This is a genomic window from Pseudomonas sp. AK-TSAG1-1 (genome assembly GCF_056821665.1).
In genome coordinates this window covers 1267959-1288929 of sequence record NZ_CM165965.1, presented here as the reverse complement: position 1 = coordinate 1288929, position 20971 = coordinate 1267959, and the positions used below count along the sequence as shown (strand labels likewise).

At 62.2% G+C, this 20971-nt stretch carries 17 protein-coding genes; 8 read left to right on the top strand and 9 right to left on the bottom strand.

Going from position 1 to position 20971, the window contains the following annotated elements; all coding sequences use genetic code 11:
• Positions 1–16: 16 nt before the first annotated feature.
• The 9 genes from prfB to AC1UK9_RS05750 all read right to left on the bottom strand — a co-directional run bounded on the left by prfB (position 17) and on the right by AC1UK9_RS05750 (position 10810).
• Positions 17–1112 (bottom strand): peptide chain release factor 2 gene (gene prfB / locus AC1UK9_RS05790; RefSeq protein ID WP_099093329.1). Its coding sequence is split into 2 segments (ribosomal slippage): positions 17–1039 and positions 1041–1112, totalling 1095 coding nucleotides; the frame shifts between segments, so codons are not numbered across the junction.
• Positions 1113–1337: 225 nt separating this feature from the next.
• Positions 1338–2339 carry a diguanylate cyclase domain-containing protein gene (locus AC1UK9_RS05785; RefSeq protein WP_025112221.1) on the bottom strand — a complete coding sequence of 334 codons (1002 nt, stop codon included), beginning with the start codon at positions 2337–2339 and terminating at the stop codon, positions 1338–1340.
• Positions 2340–2387: 48 nt separating this feature from the next.
• The gene (gene cheB / locus AC1UK9_RS05780) at positions 2388–3398 is read right to left on the bottom strand and encodes a chemotaxis response regulator protein-glutamate methylesterase (protein WP_025112220.1); all 1011 of its coding nucleotides are present in this window, start codon (positions 3396–3398) and stop codon (positions 2388–2390) included.
• A complete protein-coding gene (locus AC1UK9_RS05775) occupies positions 3395–5695 on the bottom strand; it encodes a hybrid sensor histidine kinase/response regulator (protein WP_025112219.1) in 2301 nt (766 codons plus the stop codon). Before AC1UK9_RS05775 ends, cheB begins: the two co-directional genes overlap by 4 nt.
• The gene (locus AC1UK9_RS05770; RefSeq protein WP_473014583.1) at positions 5692–6387 is read right to left on the bottom strand and encodes a chemotaxis protein CheW; all 696 of its coding nucleotides are present in this window, start codon (positions 6385–6387) and stop codon (positions 5692–5694) included. The genes AC1UK9_RS05775 and AC1UK9_RS05770 overlap by 4 nt, the downstream gene beginning before the upstream one ends.
• Positions 6384–7655, bottom strand: a complete 1272-nt coding sequence (locus AC1UK9_RS05765) for a CheR family methyltransferase (RefSeq protein ID WP_025112217.1) — start codon at positions 7653–7655, stop codon at positions 6384–6386. Before AC1UK9_RS05765 ends, AC1UK9_RS05770 begins: the two co-directional genes overlap by 4 nt.
• Complete coding sequence (locus tag AC1UK9_RS05760) at positions 7652–8170, bottom strand: chemotaxis protein CheW (protein ID WP_473014581.1); 519 nt, start codon at positions 8168–8170, stop codon at positions 7652–7654. Before AC1UK9_RS05760 ends, AC1UK9_RS05765 begins: the two co-directional genes overlap by 4 nt.
• On the bottom strand, positions 8170–9792 hold the full coding sequence (locus AC1UK9_RS05755) for a methyl-accepting chemotaxis protein (protein WP_025112215.1): 1623 nt from the start codon (positions 9790–9792) through the stop codon (positions 8170–8172). Before AC1UK9_RS05755 ends, AC1UK9_RS05760 begins: the two co-directional genes overlap by 1 nt.
• 295 nt (positions 9793–10087) lie before the next feature.
• Positions 10088–10810 carry a tellurite resistance TerB family protein gene (locus AC1UK9_RS05750; protein ID WP_482579679.1) on the bottom strand — a complete coding sequence of 241 codons (723 nt, stop codon included), beginning with the start codon at positions 10808–10810 and terminating at the stop codon, positions 10088–10090.
• Positions 10811–11012: 202 nt separating this feature from the next.
• On the opposite strand from AC1UK9_RS05750, the gene AC1UK9_RS05745 reads away from it, so the two are divergent.
• From AC1UK9_RS05745 to AC1UK9_RS05710, 8 genes are all read left to right on the top strand, one after another.
• Positions 11013–11927, top strand: coding sequence for a LysR family transcriptional regulator (locus AC1UK9_RS05745; protein WP_482579678.1), 915 nt, complete (start codon positions 11013–11015; stop codon positions 11925–11927).
• Positions 11928–12057: 130 nt separating this feature from the next.
• Positions 12058–13515, top strand: coding sequence for a gamma-aminobutyraldehyde dehydrogenase (locus AC1UK9_RS05740; RefSeq protein ID WP_482580454.1), 1458 nt, complete (start codon positions 12058–12060; stop codon positions 13513–13515).
• An 83-nt stretch (positions 13516–13598) separates the two neighbouring features.
• Positions 13599–14750 (top strand): putative ABC transporter substrate-binding protein YdcS, encoded by a 1152-nt coding sequence (gene ydcS, locus AC1UK9_RS05735; RefSeq protein ID WP_482579677.1) that lies wholly within the window; start codon positions 13599–13601, stop codon positions 14748–14750.
• A 140-nt stretch (positions 14751–14890) separates the two neighbouring features.
• Complete coding sequence (locus tag AC1UK9_RS05730) at positions 14891–15928, top strand: ABC transporter ATP-binding protein (RefSeq protein ID WP_473014580.1); 1038 nt, start codon at positions 14891–14893, stop codon at positions 15926–15928.
• A gap of 1 nt (position 15929) precedes the next feature.
• Positions 15930–16865: an ABC transporter permease gene (locus AC1UK9_RS05725; protein WP_025112210.1), complete on the top strand. Its 936-nt coding sequence runs from the start codon at positions 15930–15932 to the stop codon at positions 16863–16865.
• Positions 16855–17664: an ABC transporter permease gene (locus AC1UK9_RS05720; RefSeq protein WP_025112209.1), complete on the top strand. Its 810-nt coding sequence runs from the start codon at positions 16855–16857 to the stop codon at positions 17662–17664. The genes AC1UK9_RS05725 and AC1UK9_RS05720 overlap by 11 nt, the downstream gene beginning before the upstream one ends.
• Positions 17665–17823: 159 nt before the next feature.
• Positions 17824–19248 (top strand): gamma-aminobutyraldehyde dehydrogenase, encoded by a 1425-nt coding sequence (locus tag AC1UK9_RS05715; RefSeq protein ID WP_482579676.1) that lies wholly within the window; start codon positions 17824–17826, stop codon positions 19246–19248.
• A gap of 224 nt (positions 19249–19472) precedes the next feature.
• Positions 19473–20957: an APC family permease gene (locus AC1UK9_RS05710; RefSeq protein ID WP_482579675.1), complete on the top strand. Its 1485-nt coding sequence runs from the start codon at positions 19473–19475 to the stop codon at positions 20955–20957.
• Positions 20958–20971: the final 14 nt, after the last annotated feature.

Genomic DNA, 20971 nt, shown 5'->3' with positions numbered 1-20971 from the left:
TCCTGCAGCTTATTTCTTACAGCCCCGATTTCAGGCTGGCTTCCAGGTACTCGTCGATGTCGCCGTCGAGCACCTTGTCGCAGTCGCTGCGTTCGATGTTGGTGCGCAGATCCTTGATCCGCGACGCATCGAGCACGTAAGAGCGAATCTGGTGACCCCAGCCGATGTCGGACTTGGTGTCTTCCAGCGCTTGCGACGCGGCGTTGCGTTTCTGCATTTCCTGCTCGTACAACTTGGCCCGCAGCATTTTCATGGCGGTGTCCTTGTTGGCGTGCTGGGAACGTTCGTTCTGGCAGCTGACCACGGTGTTGGTCGGTACGTGAGTGATACGTACGGCCGAGTCGGTGGTGTTTACGTGCTGACCACCGGCACCGGAGGAACGATAGGTGTCGATCCGCAGGTCTGCCGGGTTGATTTCGATTTCCACCTTGTCGTCGATCTCTGGCGAGACGAACACCGCGGAGAACGAGGTGTGACGACGGTTGCCGGAGTCGAACGGGCTCTTGCGCACCAGACGGTGCACGCCGATCTCGGTGCGCAGCCAGCCAAAGGCGTATTCGCCCTTGATGTGCACGGTCGCACCTTTGATACCGGCGACTTCACCGGCCGACAGCTCCATGATCGTCGCGTCGAAACCGCGTTTGTCCGCCCAGCGCAGGTACATGCGCAGCAGGATGTTGGCCCAGTCCTGGGCTTCGGTGCCACCGGAGCCGGCCTGGATGTCCAGGTAGGCGTTGTTCGGGTCCATTTCATGGCTGAACATGCGGCGGAATTCAAGCTTGGCCAGGCTTTCTTCGAGACGGGCCAGCTCGGCGACGACATCGCCCACTGCGCCTTCGTCGTTTTCTTCGACGGCCATGTCCAGCAGGTCGCGGCAATCGGCCAGACCGGCGTTCAGTTCGTCGAGAGTGTCGACGATCTGCGCCAGCGCAGAGCGCTCGCGGCCCAGTTCCTGGGCGTATTCAGGTTTGTTCCAGACACTCGGATCTTCAAGCTCGCGATTGACCTCGGTCAGACGCTCATGCTTTTGATCGTAGTCAAAGATACCCCCGAATAGTTTCGGAGCGCTCGGACAGGTCCTTGATGGTGTTCAGGATCGGGTTGATTTCCATGACGGGCAGCACTCGTTGGCGAACTTTTGAAAGCCGGCGAGTATAACGTAATCACGCTGTCACGGCAGCCCGTCTGGCGGCTGTCGGGGCGAATCACTTGACATGGCCTGACGCAGAACCGCTGTGGGAGCGGGCTTGCTCGCGAAGGCGGCGTGTCAGGCAACCTCTACGTCGAGTGCCAAGCTGCTTTCGCGAGCAAGCCCGCTCCCACCGGGGGTTGTGTGTCTATTCAATACCCACCTGGTTGCGCCCATTGTTTTTCGCCAGGTACAACCCGCGATCCGCCGCCGAGATCAGCAGCCGGCAATCGCTGCCCGCCTGCGGCACCATGGTCGCCAGGCCGATGCTGATGGTCAGGCTCGCCCCGTCACCCGGGGTATTGTGCGGAATCTTCAGGGCCGCCACGGTCTGGCGCAGTTTCTCCGCCACAAGCCGCGCGCCGCCCGGCGAGGTGTTCGGCAACACCAGAGCGAACTCTTCGCCGCCGTAGCGCGCCGGCAGGTCCGACGGTCGGGCGCTGGCGTCGCGGATCGCCGTGGCGACCTTGCGCAGCGCTTCGTCGCCTTCGACATGGCCAAAGCTGTCGTTGTAGGACTTGAAGTAATCGACGTCGATCATCAACAGTGACAACTGGCTCTGATCGCGCAGCGAGCGGCGCCATTCCAGCTCCAGGTACTCGTCGAAGTGCCGGCGGTTGGACAGCCCGGTCAGGCCATCGGAGTTCATCAGGCGTTGCAGCACCAGGTTGGTGTCGAGCAACTGCTGCTGGCTCACGCGCAACGCCCGGTACGCCGCATCCCGTTGCAGCAGGGTCATGTAGGAGCGCGAGTGATAACGGATGCGCGCCACCAGTTCGATGGTGTCCGGCAGTTTCACCAGATAATCGTTGGCCCCGGCAGAGAACGCCGCACTCTTGATCAGCGGGTCTTCCTTGGTCGACAGCACGATGATCGGGATGTCCTTGGTGGCCGGGTGATTGCGGTATTCGCGCACCAGGCTCAGGCCATCGAGGCCGGGCATCACCAGATCCTGCAAAATCACCGTCGGCTTGATCCGTACCGCCTGGGCGATGGCCTGGTGCGGGTCGGAGCAGAAGTGGAAGTCGATATTCTCTTCGTTCGACAGCCCACGGCGCACGGCTTCGCCGATCATCGCCTGATCGTCCACCAACAACACCATGGCGGCGTTTTCGTCGGTTTTAATGTCGTCGATCTGTAAATCATTCATGGGCGGTCACCTGAATACTGCGGGAGCCAGGATTGCGGAAGAAACGGTTCATTTGGGGAATACCTCCAGCAATCGTGGCGCTATCTTTTCCAGTGGACGGATTTCGACAGCTGCATCGATGGCTGCTGCGGCCTTGGGCATGCCGTACACCGCACTGCTTTGCTGGTCCTGCGCGATGGTCAGATATCCCTGCTGGCGCATGAGCTTAAGCCCTTGCGCCCCGTCGCGTCCCATACCGGTCAATAAAACCCCGACGGCATCGCCGTTCCAATAGTTGGCGACGCTTTCGAAAAACACGTCGATCGAAGGTCGGTAGATCTCGTTGACCGGCTCGGCGGTGTAGGCCAGCGTGCCGTTTTTCAATAAGCGAATATGGTGATTGGTGCCCGCCAGCAGCACGGCGCCGGCTTGCGGCGGCTCGCCTTCACGGGCCAGGCGCACGTCCAGGCCACTGGCGCTGGCCAGCCATTCGGCCATGCCGGCGGCGAACACCTGATCCACGTGCTGCACCAGCACGATGGCTGCCGAAAAATTGCGCGGCAGGCCCTTTAGCAGCACTTCCAGCGCCGCGGGCCCGCCGGCAGACGAGCCGATCGCCACCAGCCGCTTGCACGAGCCGGAGCTGCGCGGCGGGACCGGCGCCGGACGGGTACGGTTGGTCTTCTCGCCGATCAGCCAGCCAATGTTGAGGATCTTGCGCAGCAACGGCGCCGCCGCTTCCTGCGCATTGCCGGCACCGAGCGCCGGGGTATCCACCACGTCCAGCGCGCCGTGGCCCATGGCTTCGAAGACCCGGTGTACGTTTTGCTGACGGTCGACCGTGACAATGACGATGGCGCACGGGGTTTCGGCCATGATGCGCCGGGTCGCCTCGACGCCGTCCATCACGGGCATGATCAGGTCCATCAGAATCAGATCCGGGGTATTTTCGGCGCACAGTTGCACCGCCTCGGCGCCATTTCTGGCGACCCAGATCACCTGATGCGCCGGCTCGAAGGCCAGCGCTCGGCGCAGCGCCTCCACCGCCAGGGGCATGTCGTTGACGATTGCGATTTTCATGCCCGCGCTCCTCCAATGAGCTCAACCACTGCATCAAGCAGGGCGTCGTCATGAAAACTGGCCTTGGCTAAATAATAGTCCGCGCCGGCGTCCAGTCCACGACGGCGATCCTCTTCACGATCCTTGTACGAAACCACCATCACCGGCAGCGATTGCAGGCGGTTATCGCGGCGCAGCAGCGTAACCAGCTCGATGCCGTCCATGCGCGGCATGTCGATGTCGGTGATCAGCAAATCGAAGTCCTCCGAACGCAATGCGTTCCAACCGTCCATGCCGTCCACCGCGACCGCCACGTCATAGCCGCGATTGAGCAGCAGCTTGCGTTGCAGTTCGCGCACGGTCAGTGAATCGTCGACCACCAGAATCCGTTTGCGCGCCACTTCAGCGGCCTGATTTCCGTGACGGGCGATGCGTTCCAGGCGCCCGGTATTGAGCAGTTTGTCCACCGAGCGCAGCATGTCTTCGACATCGACGATCAACACCACCGAACCGTCGTCGAGCAACGCCCCGGCGGAAATGTCCTGAACCTTGCCCAGCCGCTCATCCAGCGGCAGCACCACCAGCGTGCGCTCGCCAACAAACCGCTCGACCGCCACACCGTAGATCGCGTCGCGCTCGCGAATCACCACGACCTTGAGGGTCTCGTCGCTGCTCTGGCTCAGTGGGCGATTGAGCAGTTGACTGGCGGCGACCAGCCCGACGTGCCGGCCTTCATGCCAGAAATGCTGGCGCCCTTCGACCTGTACGATGTCCTGCGGCTCCAGATCGCACATGCGCTCGATGTGCGCCAGCGGAAACGCGTAGGCCTCGTCTCCGACTTTCACCACCAGGCTGCGCACCACCGACAGGGTCAGCGGCACCTCAAGATGAAAACGGCTGCCCTCGCCTGCCGTCTGCTCCAGCACCACTGCGCCGCGCAATTGCCGCACCATGTGCTGCACCGCGTCGAGACCGACGCCACGCCCGGACACTTCGGTCACCGTATCGCGCAGGCTGAAACCCGGCAGAAACAGGAACGTCAGCAGTTCCTCTTCGCTCAATTGCGCCGCCGTTTCGGCTGGCGACAGCTGGCGCTCGACGATGCTGCGGCGGACTTTTTCCAGATCGACGCCATTGCCGTCATCGCTCAATTCGAGCACCAGCAAACCGGCCTGGTGCGAGGCGCGCAGACGGATCAGGCCCTCTTCGGACTTGCCCTTGAGCACGCGTTGCTCCGGGGTTTCGATGCCATGGTCGACCGCATTGCGCAACAGATGGGTCAGCGGCGCCTCGAGTTTTTCCAGCACGTCGCGATCGACCTGGGTTTTCTCGCCTTCGATTTCCAGCCGCACCTGCTTGCCGAGGCTGCGCCCCAGGTCTCGGACCATGCGCACCTGACCGGTGAGCACGTCGGCGAACGGACGCATGCGGCAGGCCAGCGCGGTGTCGTAGAGCACTTGCGCGCGCTGGCTGGCTTGCCAGGCGAATTCGTCCAGTTCGGCGTTCTTTTCCGCAAGCAATTGCTGGGATTCGGCCAGCAGGCGTCGCGCATCCTCAAGGGCTTCCTGGGCTTCGAGGCTCAGTGCGTGTTCCTTGAGGTGCACATTGAGACTTTCCAGCGCCCGCAGGCCATTGTTCTGCATGCGCTTGAGGCGCTGCATGGTTGCCAGATGCGGCTTGAGACGCTGGGTTTCGACCAGCGATTTGCTCGACAGATCGAGCAGGCTGTTCAAGCGTTCGGCCGTAACCCGCAGCACGCGCTCGCCACCCTCGGTGGTGCGCTTGTTTTTGCGCGGGGCCGAGTCGGCCATTTCCATGGGAGTGTCGATCACAGACACGGGCGGTGCGGGTGCAACCGGCGCAGGCGCAGGCGTCGGTGCCTGCAACTGCAATTCGGCCATGGGCGGCGCGGCCACCGCCGGTGGCGCCGACGGGTCGAGCAGGCGGCCCATCAACGCCACATACGCCTCGATGTCCGCCGCTTGCGGGGCATTGGCCGGCGTGGCGATACGCATCAACAGATCCGTGCCCTGCAACAACGCATCAATGTGTTCGGGGCGCAGCAACAGTCGCCCTTCCTGGGCACTGACCAGACAATCTTCCATCACGTGGGCGACGCTCACACCGCTGTCGATGCCGACAATCCGCGCCGCGCCCTTGAGCGAGTGCGCCGCGCGCATGCACGACTCCAGATGATCGGCCTGGGTCGGGTTGCGCTCCAGCGCCAGCAGCCCGCTGCTGAGAACCTGGGTCTGGGCTTCGGCTTCGAGGCTGAACAGCTCCAGCAGCGAAGCGTCGCGCATTTGCTCGGGGGTCATGTAAGGCTCCGGGTCACGGCGGACAACAACTGTTCTTCATCCAGCCAACGCAGGCTGCGCCCCCGGAATTGCAGGACACCACGGGTGTATTTGGCGCTGGCCGTGCTGCTGTGTTCACCACCGGCACGCGACGCAGCGTCGAGAATTCGTTCATCGATGGCGTGGATACCATCGACCTCGTCCACCGGCACCACCACCGGCCCACCGTGGGCGGCGATGATCAGCATGCGCGGCATGATCCGCACACCAGTGGCCGGGGCGGCGTTGCCATCCAGATCGAGCAATTCGACCAGCGACAGGCAGGCCACCAGCGCCCCGCGTACGTTCGCCACACCGAGCAAGGCACGTGAGCGCTGATGCGGCAGCGAATGAATGGCCTGCATCGGCGCGACTTCCACCAGACTGCGGGTCGCCAGCCCCAGCCATTCTTCGCCGAGGCGGAACATCAGCAGCGAACGGGTTTTAACGTCGTTTTCAACGGCCACAGCGACCGGATCGCGCTCGTCCTGCTGCAACGCATAACGGTCGAGCAGGCGCGTGGCAGCGGCGGAATACACCGCGCAGTTGCGGCAATGAATATGCTCGGCGAGCAACGGACACGACTTATCGCCATGAATGCCGATGCGGTTCCAGCAATCATCGATGGCCCGGGCGTCTTCGTGGGTGACGTTCAAGGTGTCGGACGCGATCATCGTTTACGCTCACTGTCGGCGGTGCGGCCGCTGCGCGCGGCGCGTTCCTGCAATCGTCTGGCACCGGCGCTGTCGCCCTGGGCCTGCAGCAAGGCAGCCAGGTGCATCAACGCTTCGGGGTGTTGCGGTTCAAGGTACAAGGCCTTGCGGTAATAACTCTGGGCCTGGAGCGCGGAACCGGCCACGTCGCTGAGCAGGCCGAGCCAGTAGAACACCTGAGCCACCGGTTCGTGGCTGCGCAGGTACTGCTCGCAGGCCGCACGCGCTTCGGCGCTTTTGCCTTCATTGGCCAGCGCGGCGATGTTCGCCAGCAAGGTCGCAGCGTCCGGGTTGGCGCTTTTGCTGCTGACCGGTAGCGGCGCAACGCCGGCAAACGGGCGCTGGCGCACCGGGGCTGGCGGCGGGCTGCGCAACGGTTGGCGCACCGGCAACGGCGTGGTCGTTGGCAGCGCCACGGGTTCGGGCAGCGGCTCAGTGTGTCGGCTGAACGCGAACGACTGCGGGATGCCGATCGAGCGCATCCCCAGACGCCCGAGCAGACTGCCCTCGGCCGGGCCGATGAACAGCACGCCGTCGACATGGGTCAGACGCTTGAGCACTTCGAAAACCTGCTGCTGGGTCGGCTGATCGAAATAGATCAACAGATTGCGGCAGAAGACGAAATCGAACGGCGGCTCGCTGGCCAACAGCGTCGGATCCAGCACGTTGCCGGCCTGCAGGCGCACCTGCTCGCGCACCGTTTCGTTGACGCGATGGCCGTCCTGTTCAACGCTGAAATGCCGCTCGCGAAAGTCCAGATCCTGGCCCCGAAACGAGTTCTTGCCGTACAACGCCCGCCGCGCCTTGTCCACCGACAGCGGGCTGACGTCCATACCGTCGACCTTGAACTGATGCGGTTTGAGCCCGGCGTCGAGCAAGGCCATGGCAATCGAATACGGCTCCTCGCCGGTGGAACACGGCAGGCTGAGGATGCGCAGTGCGCGCATGTTGTTCAATTCGTCCAGCCGTTTGCGCGCCAGCTTGCCCAGCGTGGCGAAGGATTCCGGGTAACGGAAAAACCAGGTTTCGGGCACGATCACCGCTTCGATCAGTGCTTGCTGTTCGTCCCGCGAGCCTTGCAGCAGTTGCCAGTATTCATCGCTGTGCGCTGCTTGCGACAGCGTCGTGCGCTGGCGCACTGCGCGCTCGATGATCGCCGGTCCCACCGAAGTGACATCCAGACCGATGCGTTCCTTGAGGAAATCGAAAAAGCGTTGGTCGCTGCTCATGACTGCGCCTCAAGCGGCGCCGGAAACAGCAGGCTGCGCACGGCGTCATCCAGCAGATCGTTGACCCGCACCCACTGCACCAGCCCCTGGGCATCTTCGCGCACCGGGCCGAGGTACGGCGCCTGGCGGTTGTCCAGGCCATACGGCTGAAAGTCTTCGGGATTGCAGCGCAAGGTGTCGGTCGCCTGCTCAAGGATCAGCCCAAGCCAGCGCGGCGGCTGCAGTTCGTCCGGGCGGTAATGCACCAGCACCAGCCGGGTGCTGGTGCGCGCCTCGGCGGGCTGGCCGAAGGTCAAGGCACTGAGGTCGATCGCCGGCACCACCGCGCCGCGATAGGCGAACACCCCGGCCACCCATGTCGGCGCCTGGGCAATCGGCTTCAACGGCAGGCGCGGCAGGACTTCGGCCACTTCGGTGGCGCGCAAGGCGTAACGCTCGTTGCCGATGCGAAACAGCAGGAACAACGCCTGCTTCGCCACCTCTGCGGCGCTGCGTTTGGCGGTGATTTCGCTCATCAGACTTTGAATCGCGAAACGCCGCTGCGCAGCCCGACGGCCACCTGGCTCAGTTCGTCAATGGCGAAACTGGCCTGACGCAGCGACTCGACGGTCTGGCTGCTGGCGTCGCCCAACTGCACCAGCGCATGGTTGATCTGTTCGGCACCGGTGGCCTGGGCCTGCATGCCTTCGTTGACCATCAACACCCGCGGCGCCAGCGCTTGCACCTGATGAATGATCTGCGACAGCTGCTCGCCGACCTGCTGCACCTCGGCCATGCCCCGGCGCACCTCTTCGGAGAACTTGTCCATGCCCATCACGCCGGCGGACACCGCCGACTGGATTTCGCGGACCATCTGTTCGATGTCGTAAGTGGCGACGGCGGTCTGGTCCGCCAGACGCCGCACTTCGGTGGCGACCACGGCAAAACCGCGGCCGTACTCACCAGCCTTCTCGGCCTCGATGGCGGCATTGAGCGACAGCAGGTTGGTCTGGTCGGCAACCTTGACGATGGTCACCACCACCTGATTGATGTTGCCGGCCTTCTCGTTGAGGATCGCCAGTTTGGCATTGACCAGATCGGCCGCGCCCATCACCGAGTGCATGGTGTCTTCCATGCGCGCCAGACCTTGCTGACCGGAACCGGCGAGCACCGAAGCCTGATCGGCTGCGGTGGACACCTCAGTCATGGTGCGCACCAGATCCCGCGAGGTGGCAGCGATTTCACGCGAGGTCGCGCCGATTTCGGTGGTGGTGGCGGCGGTTTCGGTGGCGGTGGCCTGTTGCTGTTTGGAGGTGGCGGCAATCTCGGTCACCGAGGTGGTCACCTGCACCGACGAACGCTGGGCCTGGGACACCAGCGAGGTCAGTTCGGTCATCATGTCGTTGAAGCCGGTTTCCACCGCGCCGAACTCGTCCTTGCGGTCCAGATTCAGACGGCTGCTCAGGTCGCCGGTGCGCATGATTTCGAGGATTTTCACGATGCGGTTCATCGGCGCCATGATCGCGCGCATCAGCAGCAGGCCGCAGGCACCGGCAGCCAGCACGGCCACCAACAGCGAGACGAACATGCTGACCTTGGCCGCCGCCACGGCTTCGTCAATGTTGGCCATGGCCTGATCAGCGACTTTCTTGTTCTCGCCGATGATATCGTTGAGTTTCATGCGGCCGGTGTACCAGGCCGGGGTCAGCTTCTCGCTGAACAGCTTGACCGCCTCGGCTTCCAGATTGCGCTTGTGCAGATCGAGTACCTGATCCTGAATCTGCATGTAGGTGTCGTGGTCTTTCTCGAACGCGGCGAATTCGACACGGTCTTCGTCGGTGGTCACGGTGTTGCGGTAGTTGGCCATCTGCTCTTGCAGACGGTTCTCGAACGCCTTGTAGTCCGCCGCATCTTCACTGCTGATGCCCTGCCCTTCCTTGAGACCCAGCAGCTCCTGGGTCTGCAGGTAGCTGTCGACCCACGCACCGCGGATCATCGAGCTGTAATAGACGCCGGGAACCGCATCGTCACGCACGCTGCTTTCACTGGTCTCGATTTTCAGCAGCCGGGAATAGGAAACGACGACCATCAGCAACATGATGGCGATAATCACCGCAAAGCTCGCCAAAATGCGTTGGCGCAACGTCCAGTTCTTCACAGTGAGTCCTCGTGCCTAAGTCGAAATGCGGGGAGTATAGCCGAGGGCGGTGTCTCATTTATAAGACGCTTTTTAACCCTCAGGCCTGCCGAGCGTGGATGGCCGGGAGGCTCTGGGGTGGGACTGTCCGACAATCAGGGGGCTGCGTGCCAGTGCTGAAATGGCAAAAAGGGGCGATGGATCGGTCATTACGGGTGCCGCGAGGCTAAAAACGCAATCGCGAGCAGGCTCACTCCTGCACCTGGAATGTGCTCCCTTGCAGGAGTGAGCCTGTTCGCGCAGGGGCCCGCCGGGTTTACCGCGTTGCCAACCGCACCTGTTTCTCCAGTTCTACCTTCAACCCCCGCTCCAGCTTCAGTTGCTTCGCCAATTCATCCAGATAGGCCTTCTCCATAAAGCTCTCTTCGTCCACCAGCATCACACTGGCGATGTACATCTCGGCGGCCATTTCCGGGGTACTGGCGGCCCGGGCGACGTCGCCAGGGTCGAGGGGCTTGTTCAGTTCGGCGTGCAACCAGTGCTGCAGTTCCTGGTCGTTGTCGAGCCGGGTGAACTCGCCCTCGATCAACTGACGCTCGCGGTCATCGATATGGCCATCAGCCTTGGCGGCAGCGACCAGCGCCTTGAGAATCGCCTGACTGTGTTGCTCGGCTTGCGCGGGCGGCAGTCGATCCAGCGTCTGCGGTTCGGTTTGCGGTGCCGTGCCTTTCTGGGCGTTCCAGTTGCCGTAGGCCTTATAGGCCAGCACACCGAGAGCGGCGAGGCCGCCGTAAACGGCGACCTTGCCGCCGACCTTGCGCGCCTTTTTGCTGCCGAGCAGCAGGCCCATGGCCCCGGCGGCCAGAGCTCCACCGCCCGCCCCCGAGAGCAGGCCGCCCAGCGCACCGGAGCCTGAAGACCCGCCAAGCAAACCACCCAGCCCACCAGCCGCCGATTTGTTCTGCGCCCCGCCGGCCTTGTTCTGCAACAGGTCCTGGCCGGATTTGAGTAGTTGATCGAGCAATCCACGGGTGTTCATGTTCCGCCTCCAAACAGGGGTTATTCGGCTCTATAAGGCCCTCAGCCTAGTTCGAAAGTGCCCTGATACTGCCCGCCAGAGTGCTTCCAGATGTTGCTTGATGCCCCTGTGGCTAATCGCCCCCGTGCGAATCGCTGTGCATCTAAAAAATAGATATACACTCAGGCCAATCGATAAAAACCGCCCACCGGGTAGCCTTCTCATGATGACCCTGCGACAGATCCGTCACTTCATCGCGGTGGCCGAAACCGGCTCGATTTCCGCCGCCGCGCAAACCGCGTTCATTTCCCAATCGACCCTGACCCTCGCTATCCAGCAACTGGAAGAGGAGATCGGCGTCAGCCTGTTCAGCCGCCACGCCAAGGGCATGACCCTGACGCACCAAGGGCATCAATTCCTGCGCCAGGCGCACTTGATTCTGGCCACCGTGGATAACGCCAAGCGCAGCCTGCAACAAAGCACCGATCAGGTCGCCGGGCAGTTGATCGTCGGGGTGACCAGTCTGGTGGCCGGTTATTACCTCGCCGATCTGCTCACCCGATTCCAGCGCGCCTATCCCAACGTGGAAATCCGGGTGATGGAAGACGAACGGCCCTACATCGAGCACCTGTTGGTCAGCGGCGAGATTGATGTCGGCGTGCTGATCCTGTCCAACCTCGAAGACCGTCACGCCTTGCAGACCGAAGTGCTGACCCACTCGCCACATCGTTTGTGGCTGCCGGCCCAGCATCCGCTGCTGGAACACGACAGCATCAACCTCGCCGATGTCGCTCGCGAACCGCTGATTCAATTGAACGTCGACGAGATGGATCGCAACGCCCAACGCCTGTGGCGCGGCGCCGGGCTGCAACCGAAGATCACTTTGCGCACAGCCTCGACCGAAGCGGTACGTAGCCTGGTCGCGGCGGGGCTGGGGGTGTCGATCCAGCCGGACATGACCTATCGCCCGTGGTCACTGGAGGGCGACATCATCGAGGCGCGGCCGATTGCCGACCTTAACCAGACTCTGGACGTCGGCCTGGCCTGGCGCCGTGGCACCGCGCGCCCGGCGCTGGTCGATCCGTTCCTGACCGTAGCGCGCGAGCAGCCTAACGGCGGACGCAAGCCATCTATTTAATCGAATGCCACCTTCAGTATTTAGAATTTGTCGACCTCGGAGCCGCGCACTAGTCTTGCTGCATCTATAAGACGGTCGGCTCCCGGGCACGGGAGCAACAATGACCACACAAGAAAAGAGATCGCGCAAAATGGCTGGCGTGCAGACCCCGATGTGTACCGCGTTGTTGATCGACGGCGAACTGGTCGCCGGGCAGGGTTTTGTCGAACCGATCCTCAACCCGGCCACCGGAGAAATCCTCACGCACATCGCCGAGGCCAGCACCGAGCAGGTCGAAGCCGCCATCCTTGCCGCTCACCGAGCCTTTGCCGAATGGTCGCGCACCACGCCGCAGCAACGTTCCAACCTGCTGCTCGACATCGCCAACGCCGTCGAAAAACATGCCGACCACCTCGCCCGCCTCGAATCGCTGAACTGCGGCAAGCCGCTGCACCTGGCGCGTCAGGACGATTTGACCGCGACTGTCGATGTGTTCCGTTTCTTCGCCGGTGCCGTGCGTTGCCAGACGGGCCAGCTCAGCGGCGAATACCTGCCGGGTTACACCAGCATGGTGCGTCGTGACCCAATTGGCGTGGTGGCCTCGATTGCGCCGTGGAACTACCCGATCATGATGGCCGCGTGGAAAATCGCCCCGGCCCTCGCCGCCGGCAACACCCTGGTGTTCAAGCCGTCCGAACACACGCCGCTGTCGATCCTCGCACTGGCGCCGGCACTGGCCGAAATCCTCCCGCGCGGGGTCATCAACATCATCTGCGGTGGCGGCGAAGGGGTCGGCAGCCACCTGGTCGGCCACGCCAAGGTGCGCATGGTCTCGCTGACCGGCGATATCGTCACCGGCCAGAAGATCCTCCAGGCCGCGGCAAAAACCCTCAAACGCACGCATCTGGAACTCGGCGGCAAGGCCCCGGTGATCGTCTGCAACGACGCTGACCTTCAAGCGGTGGTCGAAGGCGTGCGCACCTACGGCTACTACAACGCCGGTCAGGACTGCACCGCCGCCTGCCGCATTTACGCGCAGGCCGGAATACACGATCAACTGGTCGCCGAACTCGGCGCTGCGGTCAGCAGCCTGCGCTTCGCCGGCAAACGTGACGCCGACAACGAAATCGGCCCGCTGATCAGCACCCGCCAGCGCGACCGCGTTGCCAGTTTCGTCGAGCGCGCCCTCGGTCAGCCGCACATCGAACGCGTGACCGGTGCGGCGGTGCATTCCGGTGCCGGTTTCTACTATCAGCCGACCTTGCTCGCCGGTTGCAAACAGAGTGATGAAATCGTCCAGCGCGAAGTGTTCGGCCCGGTGGTCACCGTGACCCGTTTCGACGAACTCTCGCAGGCCGTCGACTGGGCCAATGATTCCGAATACGGCCTGGCTTCGTCGGTGTGGACACAGAATCTGGACAAGGCAATGCAGGTCGCCGCGCGCTTGCAGTACGGCTGCACGTGGATCAACAGCCATTTCATGCTGGTCAGCGAAATGCCCCACGGCGGGCTGAAACGCTCCGGATACGGCAAAGACTTATCCAGTGATTCGCTGCAGGACTACAGCGTGGTGCGGCACATCATGGCCCGCCACGGCCAGCATCTCTGACTACGCTAATAACAAGCCTAAAACGGCATGCTTCACCGCGTTCAAAACTGCCCCGACCATAATTTAAAGAAGAGGGTTCAACCATGTTCGTGCACAAGACCGCACTGCTCAGTGCAATCACCACGGCCTTGCTGGCCAGCGCCAGCCTGCAAGCGGCCGAGCCGTTGAAGGCCGTCAGCGCCGGCGAAGGTCAGCTGGATATCGTGGCCTGGCCGGGTTACATCGAACGTGGCGAGAGCGACAAGGCCTATGACTGGGTGACCGGTTTCGAGCAGGAAACCGGCTGCAAGGTCAACGTGAAAACCGCCGCCACTTCCGACGAAATGGTCAGCCTGATGGCCAAGGGTGGTTACGACCTGGTCACCGCGTCGGGCGATGCGTCGTTGCGGTTGATCGTCGGCAAACGTGTGCAACCGATCAACACCGCGTTGATCCCGAATTGGAACACCCTCGACCCGCGTCTCAAGGATGCGCCGTGGTACGTGGTCAACAAGCAGACCTACGGCACCCCGTACCAGTGGGGCCCGAACGTGTTGATGTACAACACCAACGTGTTCAAGACGCCGCCGACCAGCTGGAACGTGCTGTTCGATGCGCAGAACTTCCCCGACGGCAAGCCGAACAAGGGCCGCGTGCAGGCGTATGACGGGCCGATCTACATCGCCGACGCGGCGCTGTACCTGAAGACTGCCAAGCCTGAACTGGGGATCAAGGACCCATACCAACTCACCGAAGCCCAGTACAAAGCCGTGCTCGATCTGTTGCGTGCGCAGCAGCCGCTGATCCACCGCTACTGGCACGACACCACGGTGCAGATGAGCGACTTCAAGAACGAAGGCGTGGTCGCCTCCAGCGCCTGGCCGTATCAGGTCAACGGCTTGATCAACGAGAAGCAGCCGATTGCCTCGACCATTCCGAAAGAGGGCGCCACCGGCTGGGCCGACACCACCATGCTGCACGCCGAGGCCAAGCACCCGAACTGCGCGTACAAGTGGATGGATTGGTCGCTGAAACCGAAAGTCCAGGGTGACGTGGCGGCGTGGTTTGGTTCGTTGCCGGCCGTTCCCGCGGCGTGCAAGGAGAGCGAACTGCTCGGCGCCGAGGGCTGCAAGACCAACGGTTTCGACCAGTTCGACAAGATCGCCTTCTGGAAAACCCCGCAGGCTGAAGGTGGCAAGTTCGTGCCATACAGCCGCTGGACTCAGGACTATATCGCGATCATGGGCGGCCGCTAACAGTCATTCCGGTAGCTACTGCGCGTCGACTTTGCCCCGTCGACCTTTATCAAAAGCAAAACTGAAATTCGAAAGACTGATTTTTCAGAAGTCCAGGCAGGGCCGCTGCGACGGCCCGTGCCTTTTTGGAGTACCGCACCATGACGCTTGCAGTCCAGTTCACCAACGTCTCCCGGCAATTCGGCGAGGTTAAGGCCGTTGACCGGGTTTCCATCGACATCAAGGACGGCGAGTTCTTTTCCATGCTTGGCCCTTCCGGCTCAGGCAAAACCACGTGCCTGCGCCTGATCGCCGGGTTCGAACAACCGAGCGCCGGTTCGATTCGCATCCACGGCGCTGAAGCGGCCGGCCTGCCGCCGTATCAGCGCGATGTAAACACGGTGTTTCAGGATTACGCGCTGTTCCCGCACATGAACGTCCTCGACAACGTCGCCTACGGTTTGAAAGTCAAAGGCGTGAGCAAAACCGAGCGCCACAAGCGCGCCGAAGAGGCGTTGGACATGGTCGCCCTCGGCGGTTACGGCGCCCGTAAACCGGTGCAGTTGTCCGGCGGTCAGCGCCAGCGTGTGGCCCTCGCCCGCGCCTTGGTCAATCGCCCGCGCGTGCTGCTGCTCGACGAACCGCTGGGTGCACTCGACCTGAAACTGCGCGAACAGATGCAAAGCGAACTGAAGAAGCTGCAACGTCAGCTCGGCATCACCTTCATTTTCGTCACCCACGATCAGACCGAAGCGCTGTCGATGTCCGATCGCGTGGCGGTGTTCAACAAGGGTCGTATCGAACAGGTCGACACCCCGCGCAATCTGTACATGAAACCGACTACCACGTTCGTCGCCGAATTCGTCGGCACTTCGAACGTGATTCGCGGCGATCTGGCGCGCCAGCTCAGCGGCCATCCGCAGCCGTTTTCGATCCGCCCGGAACACGTGCGTTTCGCCGAGGGCCCGCTCGCCAGCCATGAAATAGAAGTCAGCGGCCTGCTCCACGACATTCAATATCAGGGCAGCGCCACACGCTATGAACTGACGCTGGAAAACGGCCAGACCCTGAGCATCAGCCACGCCAACAATCAGTGGATCGACAGCAGCGCGCAACACCAGACCGGCCAGCGCCTGAACGCGCGTTGGGCGCGGGAAGCGATGATTCCGTTGCACGACACCGTTGCCGGCGGGGTGTGACATGAGCACGCTCGCGATGACTCAATCGCCGCCCTTTCGGCGGTTTTCCAACCTGCTCTATCGCAAGCCGAACCTGTATTTGTCGCTACTGCTGGTGCCGCCGCTGCTGTGGTTCGGGGCGATCTATCTGGGCTCGTTGCTGGTGCTGTTGTGGCAGGGTTTCTACACCTTCGACGACTTCACCATGGCGGTCACCCCTGACCTGACCCTGGCGAACTTTGCCGCGCTGTTTCAGCCGTCGAACTTCGACATCATCCTGCGCACGCTGAGCATGGCCATCGTGGTGTCGATCGCCAGCGCCATCGTCGCCTTCCCGATTGCCTACTACATGGCGCGCTACACCACCGGCAAGACCAAGGCGTTTTTCTACATCGCGGTGATGATGCCGATGTGGGCCAGTTACATCGTCAAGGCCTACGCCTGGACATTGCTGCTGGCCAAGGGCGGTGTGGCGCAGTGGTTCGTGCAGCATTTGGGGCTGGAGCCGGTGTTGCAGTTCATTCTGGGGATTCCCGGTGTGGGTGGCAGCACCTTGTCGACCTCGCACCTGGGGCGGTTCATGGTGTTTGTGTACATCTGGCTGCCGTTCATGATCCTGCCGATTCAGGCTTCGCTGGAACGCCTGCCGCCGTCGCTGTTGCAAGCCTCCGCCGACCTTGGCGCGAAGCCGCGACAGACCTTTATGCAGGTGATTGTGCCGCTGTCGATTCCCGGGATTGCGGCGGGCTCGATCTTCACGTTCTCGCTGACGTTGGGTGACTTCATCGTGCCGCAACTGGTGGGGCCGCCGGGTTACTTCGTCGGCAGCATGGTTTATGCGCAGCAAGGTGCGATCGGCAATATGCCAATGGCCGCGGCGTTCACGCTGGTACCGATCGTGCTGATCGCCATCTACCTGTCCATCGTCAAACGACTGGGGGCCTTCGATGCACTCTGACAAAGCATCCATAGGGCTGAAAATCGCAGCCTGGGGCGGGTTGGTGTTTCTGCACTTCCCGATCCTGATCATCTTCCTCTACGCCTTCAATACCGAGGAAGCCGCGTTCAGCTTCCCGCCGCAAGGCTTCACGTTGCACTGGTTCAGCGTGGCGTTTTCGCGGCCGGACGTGCTGGAAGCGATCAAGCTGTCTTTGCAAATCGCTGCCATCGCCACATTGATTGCGATGGTGCTCGGCACACTGGCTTCGGCAGCGTTGTACCGCCGCGATTTCTTCGGCAAACAAGGTATTTCGCTGATGCTGATCCTGCCGATTGCGTTGCCGGGGATCATCACCGGCATCGCCTTGCTGGCGACGTTCAAGACACTGGGGATCGAACCGGGGATGTTCACCATCATTGTCGGCCACGCGACCTTCTGCGTGGTGATCGTCTACAACAACGTCATCGCCCGCCTGCGGCGTACTTCGCACAGTTTGATCGAGGCCTCGATGGACCTCGGCGCCGACGGCTGGCAGACCTTCCGCTACATCATCCTGCCAAACCTGGGCTCGGCATTGCTGGCCGGCGGCATGCTGGCGTTTGCGCTGTCGTTCGACGAAATCATCGTCACCACGTTTACCGCAGGCCATGAGCGCACATTGCCGCTGTGGTTGCTCAATCAACTGAGCCGCCCACGGGATGTGCCGGTGACCAACGTCGTCGCGATGCTGGTGATGATGGTGACCATGCTGCCGATTCTGGGCGCGTATTACCTGACGCGCGGTGGCGAGAGCGTCGCGGGCAGCGGCGGCAAATGAATCCATAACAGCCCCCCCAGTGGGAGCGAGCCTGCTCGCGAAGAGGCCGTCACCTCCGGCATTGATGTCGACTGACACACCGCTTTCGCGAGCAGGCTCGCTCCCACAGTTTGAATCCGGTAACGGCAGAAAAATAATAGATTCGAAGAGGACTACCCCATGCAAACCAAACTCTTGATCAACGGCCACCTGGTCAACGGCGAAGGCCCGGCGCAACCGGTGCTCAATCCTTCGCGCGGCGAGGTGTTGGTGGACATCAACGAAGCCAGCGAAGCCCAGGTCGATGCCGCCGTGCGCGCCGCCGACAACGCGTTTGCCGAGTGGTCGCAAACCACGCCGAAAGACCGCTCGTTGCTGCTGCTCAAACTCGCCGACGCCATCGAAGCCCATGGCGCAGAACTGGCCAAACTCGAGTCCGACAACTGTGGCAAACCCTACAGCGCCGCGCTGAATGACGAGATTCCGGCGATTGCCGACGTGTTTCGTTTCTTCGCCGGCGCCAGCCGTTGCATGAGCGGTTCGGCCGGTGGCGAATACCTGCCCGGCCACACCTCGATGATCCGCCGCGACCCGGTGGGCGTGATCGCCTCCATCGCACCGTGGAATTACCCGCTGATGATGGTCGCCTGGAAAATCGCCCCGGCGCTGGCTGCCGGTAATACCGTGGTACTCAAGCCGTCGGAACAAACCCCGCTGACCGCGCTGCGCCTGGCCGAACTGGCGTCGGAAATCTTCCCGGCTGGCGTACTCAATCTGGTGTTCGGGCGTGGGCCTACCGTTGGCAGCCCGCTGGTCACGCACCCGAAAGTGCGCATGGTCTCGTTGACCGGCTCCATCGCCACGGGCGCCAACATCATCTCCAGCACCGCCGACAGCGTTAAGCGCATGCACATGGAATTGGGCGGCAAGGCGCCGGTGATCATCTTCGACGATGCCGATATCGATGCCGCAGTCGAAGGTATTCGCACCTTTGGTTTCTACAACGCCGGGCAGGATTGCACCGCTGCTTGCCGCATCTACGCGCAACAAGGCATCTACGACAAGTTCGTCGAGAAACTCGGCGCGGCAGTCAGCAGCATCAAGTACGGCTTGCAGGATGATCCGTCGACCGAGCTGGGGCCGCTGATCACCGCGCAGCATCGCGACCGCGTCGCCGGGTTTGTCGAGCGTGCGGTGGCGCAATCGCACATTCGTTTGATTACCGGTGGCAAGGCTGTCGAGGGCAATGGTTTCTTCTTCGAACCGACGGTGCTGGCCGATGCGCAGCAGGACGACGAAATCGTCCGTCGCGAAGTGTTCGGGCCGGTGGTGTCAGTGACCAAATTCACCGATGAAGCGCAGGCGCTGGAATGGGCCAACGATTCGGACTACGGCCTCGCCTCCTCGGTGTGGACGGCGGATGTAGGACGCGCGCATCGCCTGTCGGCACGTTTGCAGTACGGCTGCACCTGGGTGAACACGCACTTCATGCTTGTCAGCGAAATGCCGCATGGCGGTCAGAAATTGTCCGGTTACGGCAAGGACATGTCCATGTATGGGCTGGAGGACTACACCACGGTTCGGCATGTGATGTTCAAGCACTAAACGTCAAAAGCTTCGCGAGCAAGCCCGCTCCCACATTTGAAACACGTTCCCCCTTGGGAGCAAGCCTGATCGCGAAGGCGTCACCCCGGTTTCAGGAAGGAAACCGGCTCTGCGCACCACCAGGATTCAACACCTGACAATAACTACCGACCCGGGCGGCGCTCCCAAGGCCCCGCCACGGCCTCGGCCATCCGAAATCTGCCGATTTCACGGAGCAAACACACATGAGTGCCTCACCCGATCTCTCCGCCGCCGTTGCCGACAGCGATGCCGAACAACTGCGCAAACTGGGCTACACCTCGAACTTCAACCGCAGCATGAGCCTGTGGGAAAACTTCGCTCTAGGCTTCACTTATCTGTCACCGGTCGTAGGGGTTTATACCCTGTTCGGCCTGTGCCTGGCCGCCGGTGGCCCACCGATGTTCTGGGCCTATTTGCTGGTCGGTTGCGGCCAGTTGCTGGTGTGCCTGATCTTCGGCGAAGTGGTCTCGCAGTTTCCGATTTCCGGCGGTGTGTACCCGTGGGCGCGACGTCTGGTGGGCAAGAAATGGGCGTGGATGGTGGGCTGGATCTACTCCATCGCCCTGTGCGTGACCATCGCCGCCGTTGCCGTCGGAGCCGGCCCGTATCTGGCCGCCATGATGGGCTTTGAGCCGAGCAACAACACCAACATCGTCATCGCTCTGGTGCTGACCTTGTTCGCCACGCTGGTCAATCTGAGCGGCACCAAAGTGCTGGCACGCATCGCCATGTTCGGCTTCCTCTGTGAACTGGTCGGCGCAGTGATCGTTGGCGTCTACCTGCTGGTCTTCGAACGTCACCAACCGCTGAGCGTGCTGTTCAATACCTTCGACATCAGTGTTGACGGCTCGTACCTGCCGGCCTTCCTCACCGCGTCTTTGGCGGGGATGTTCCTCTATTACGGCTTCGAGGCCTGCGGCGACGTCGCCGAAGAAACCCCGAACCCGAGCGCAAAAATCCCGGTGGCCATGCGCATGACCATCTACATCGGCGGCATCGCGGCGATGTTCGCCTGCCTGGCGCTGATCCTCGCCGTGCCGGACATGCAAGCGGTGATCAACGGCACCGACAAGGACCCGGTCACCACCATCCTCAACAACGCCTTCGGTCCGATCGGCTCGAAAGTGGTGATGGGCGTGGTGATGATTTCCTTCATCTCCTGCGTCATCAGCCTGCAAGCGGCGGCGAGCCGTCTGCTGTACTCCTACGCCCGCGATGAAATGGTCATCGGCAGCCGACTGCTGAAAAAGATTTCTCCTGCGACCCAAGTGCCGGTTGCCGCATTGTTCGTGTCCGGCGTCCTGCCCGCGCTGATCATCGCCCTTGGCTTCTTCCTGCAAGACGCGGTGGCAACCATCGTCAGCTTCGCCGCCATCGGCATCTACCTCGCGTTCCAGATGATCGTGCTGGCCGCGCTGTACGCCCGCAGCAAAGGCTGGAAACCCAGCGGCAAATTCACCCTCGGCGCATGGGGCTGGCCGGTGAACCTCGGCGCGCTGGTGTACGGCGTCGGCGCAATCATCAACATGGCCTGGCCGCGTACGCCGGATGCGGCGTGGTACATCAACTATGCGATGGTGCTGAGCACGGCCATCGTGATTGGCCTGGGGCTGGTATACATGTGGATTGGCAAGCCGTACGACCATGGGAAGGCGCCGGCTGGGGATGCGTGGAAGGTAAGTCGCTAAGAGTTTTTGATCCC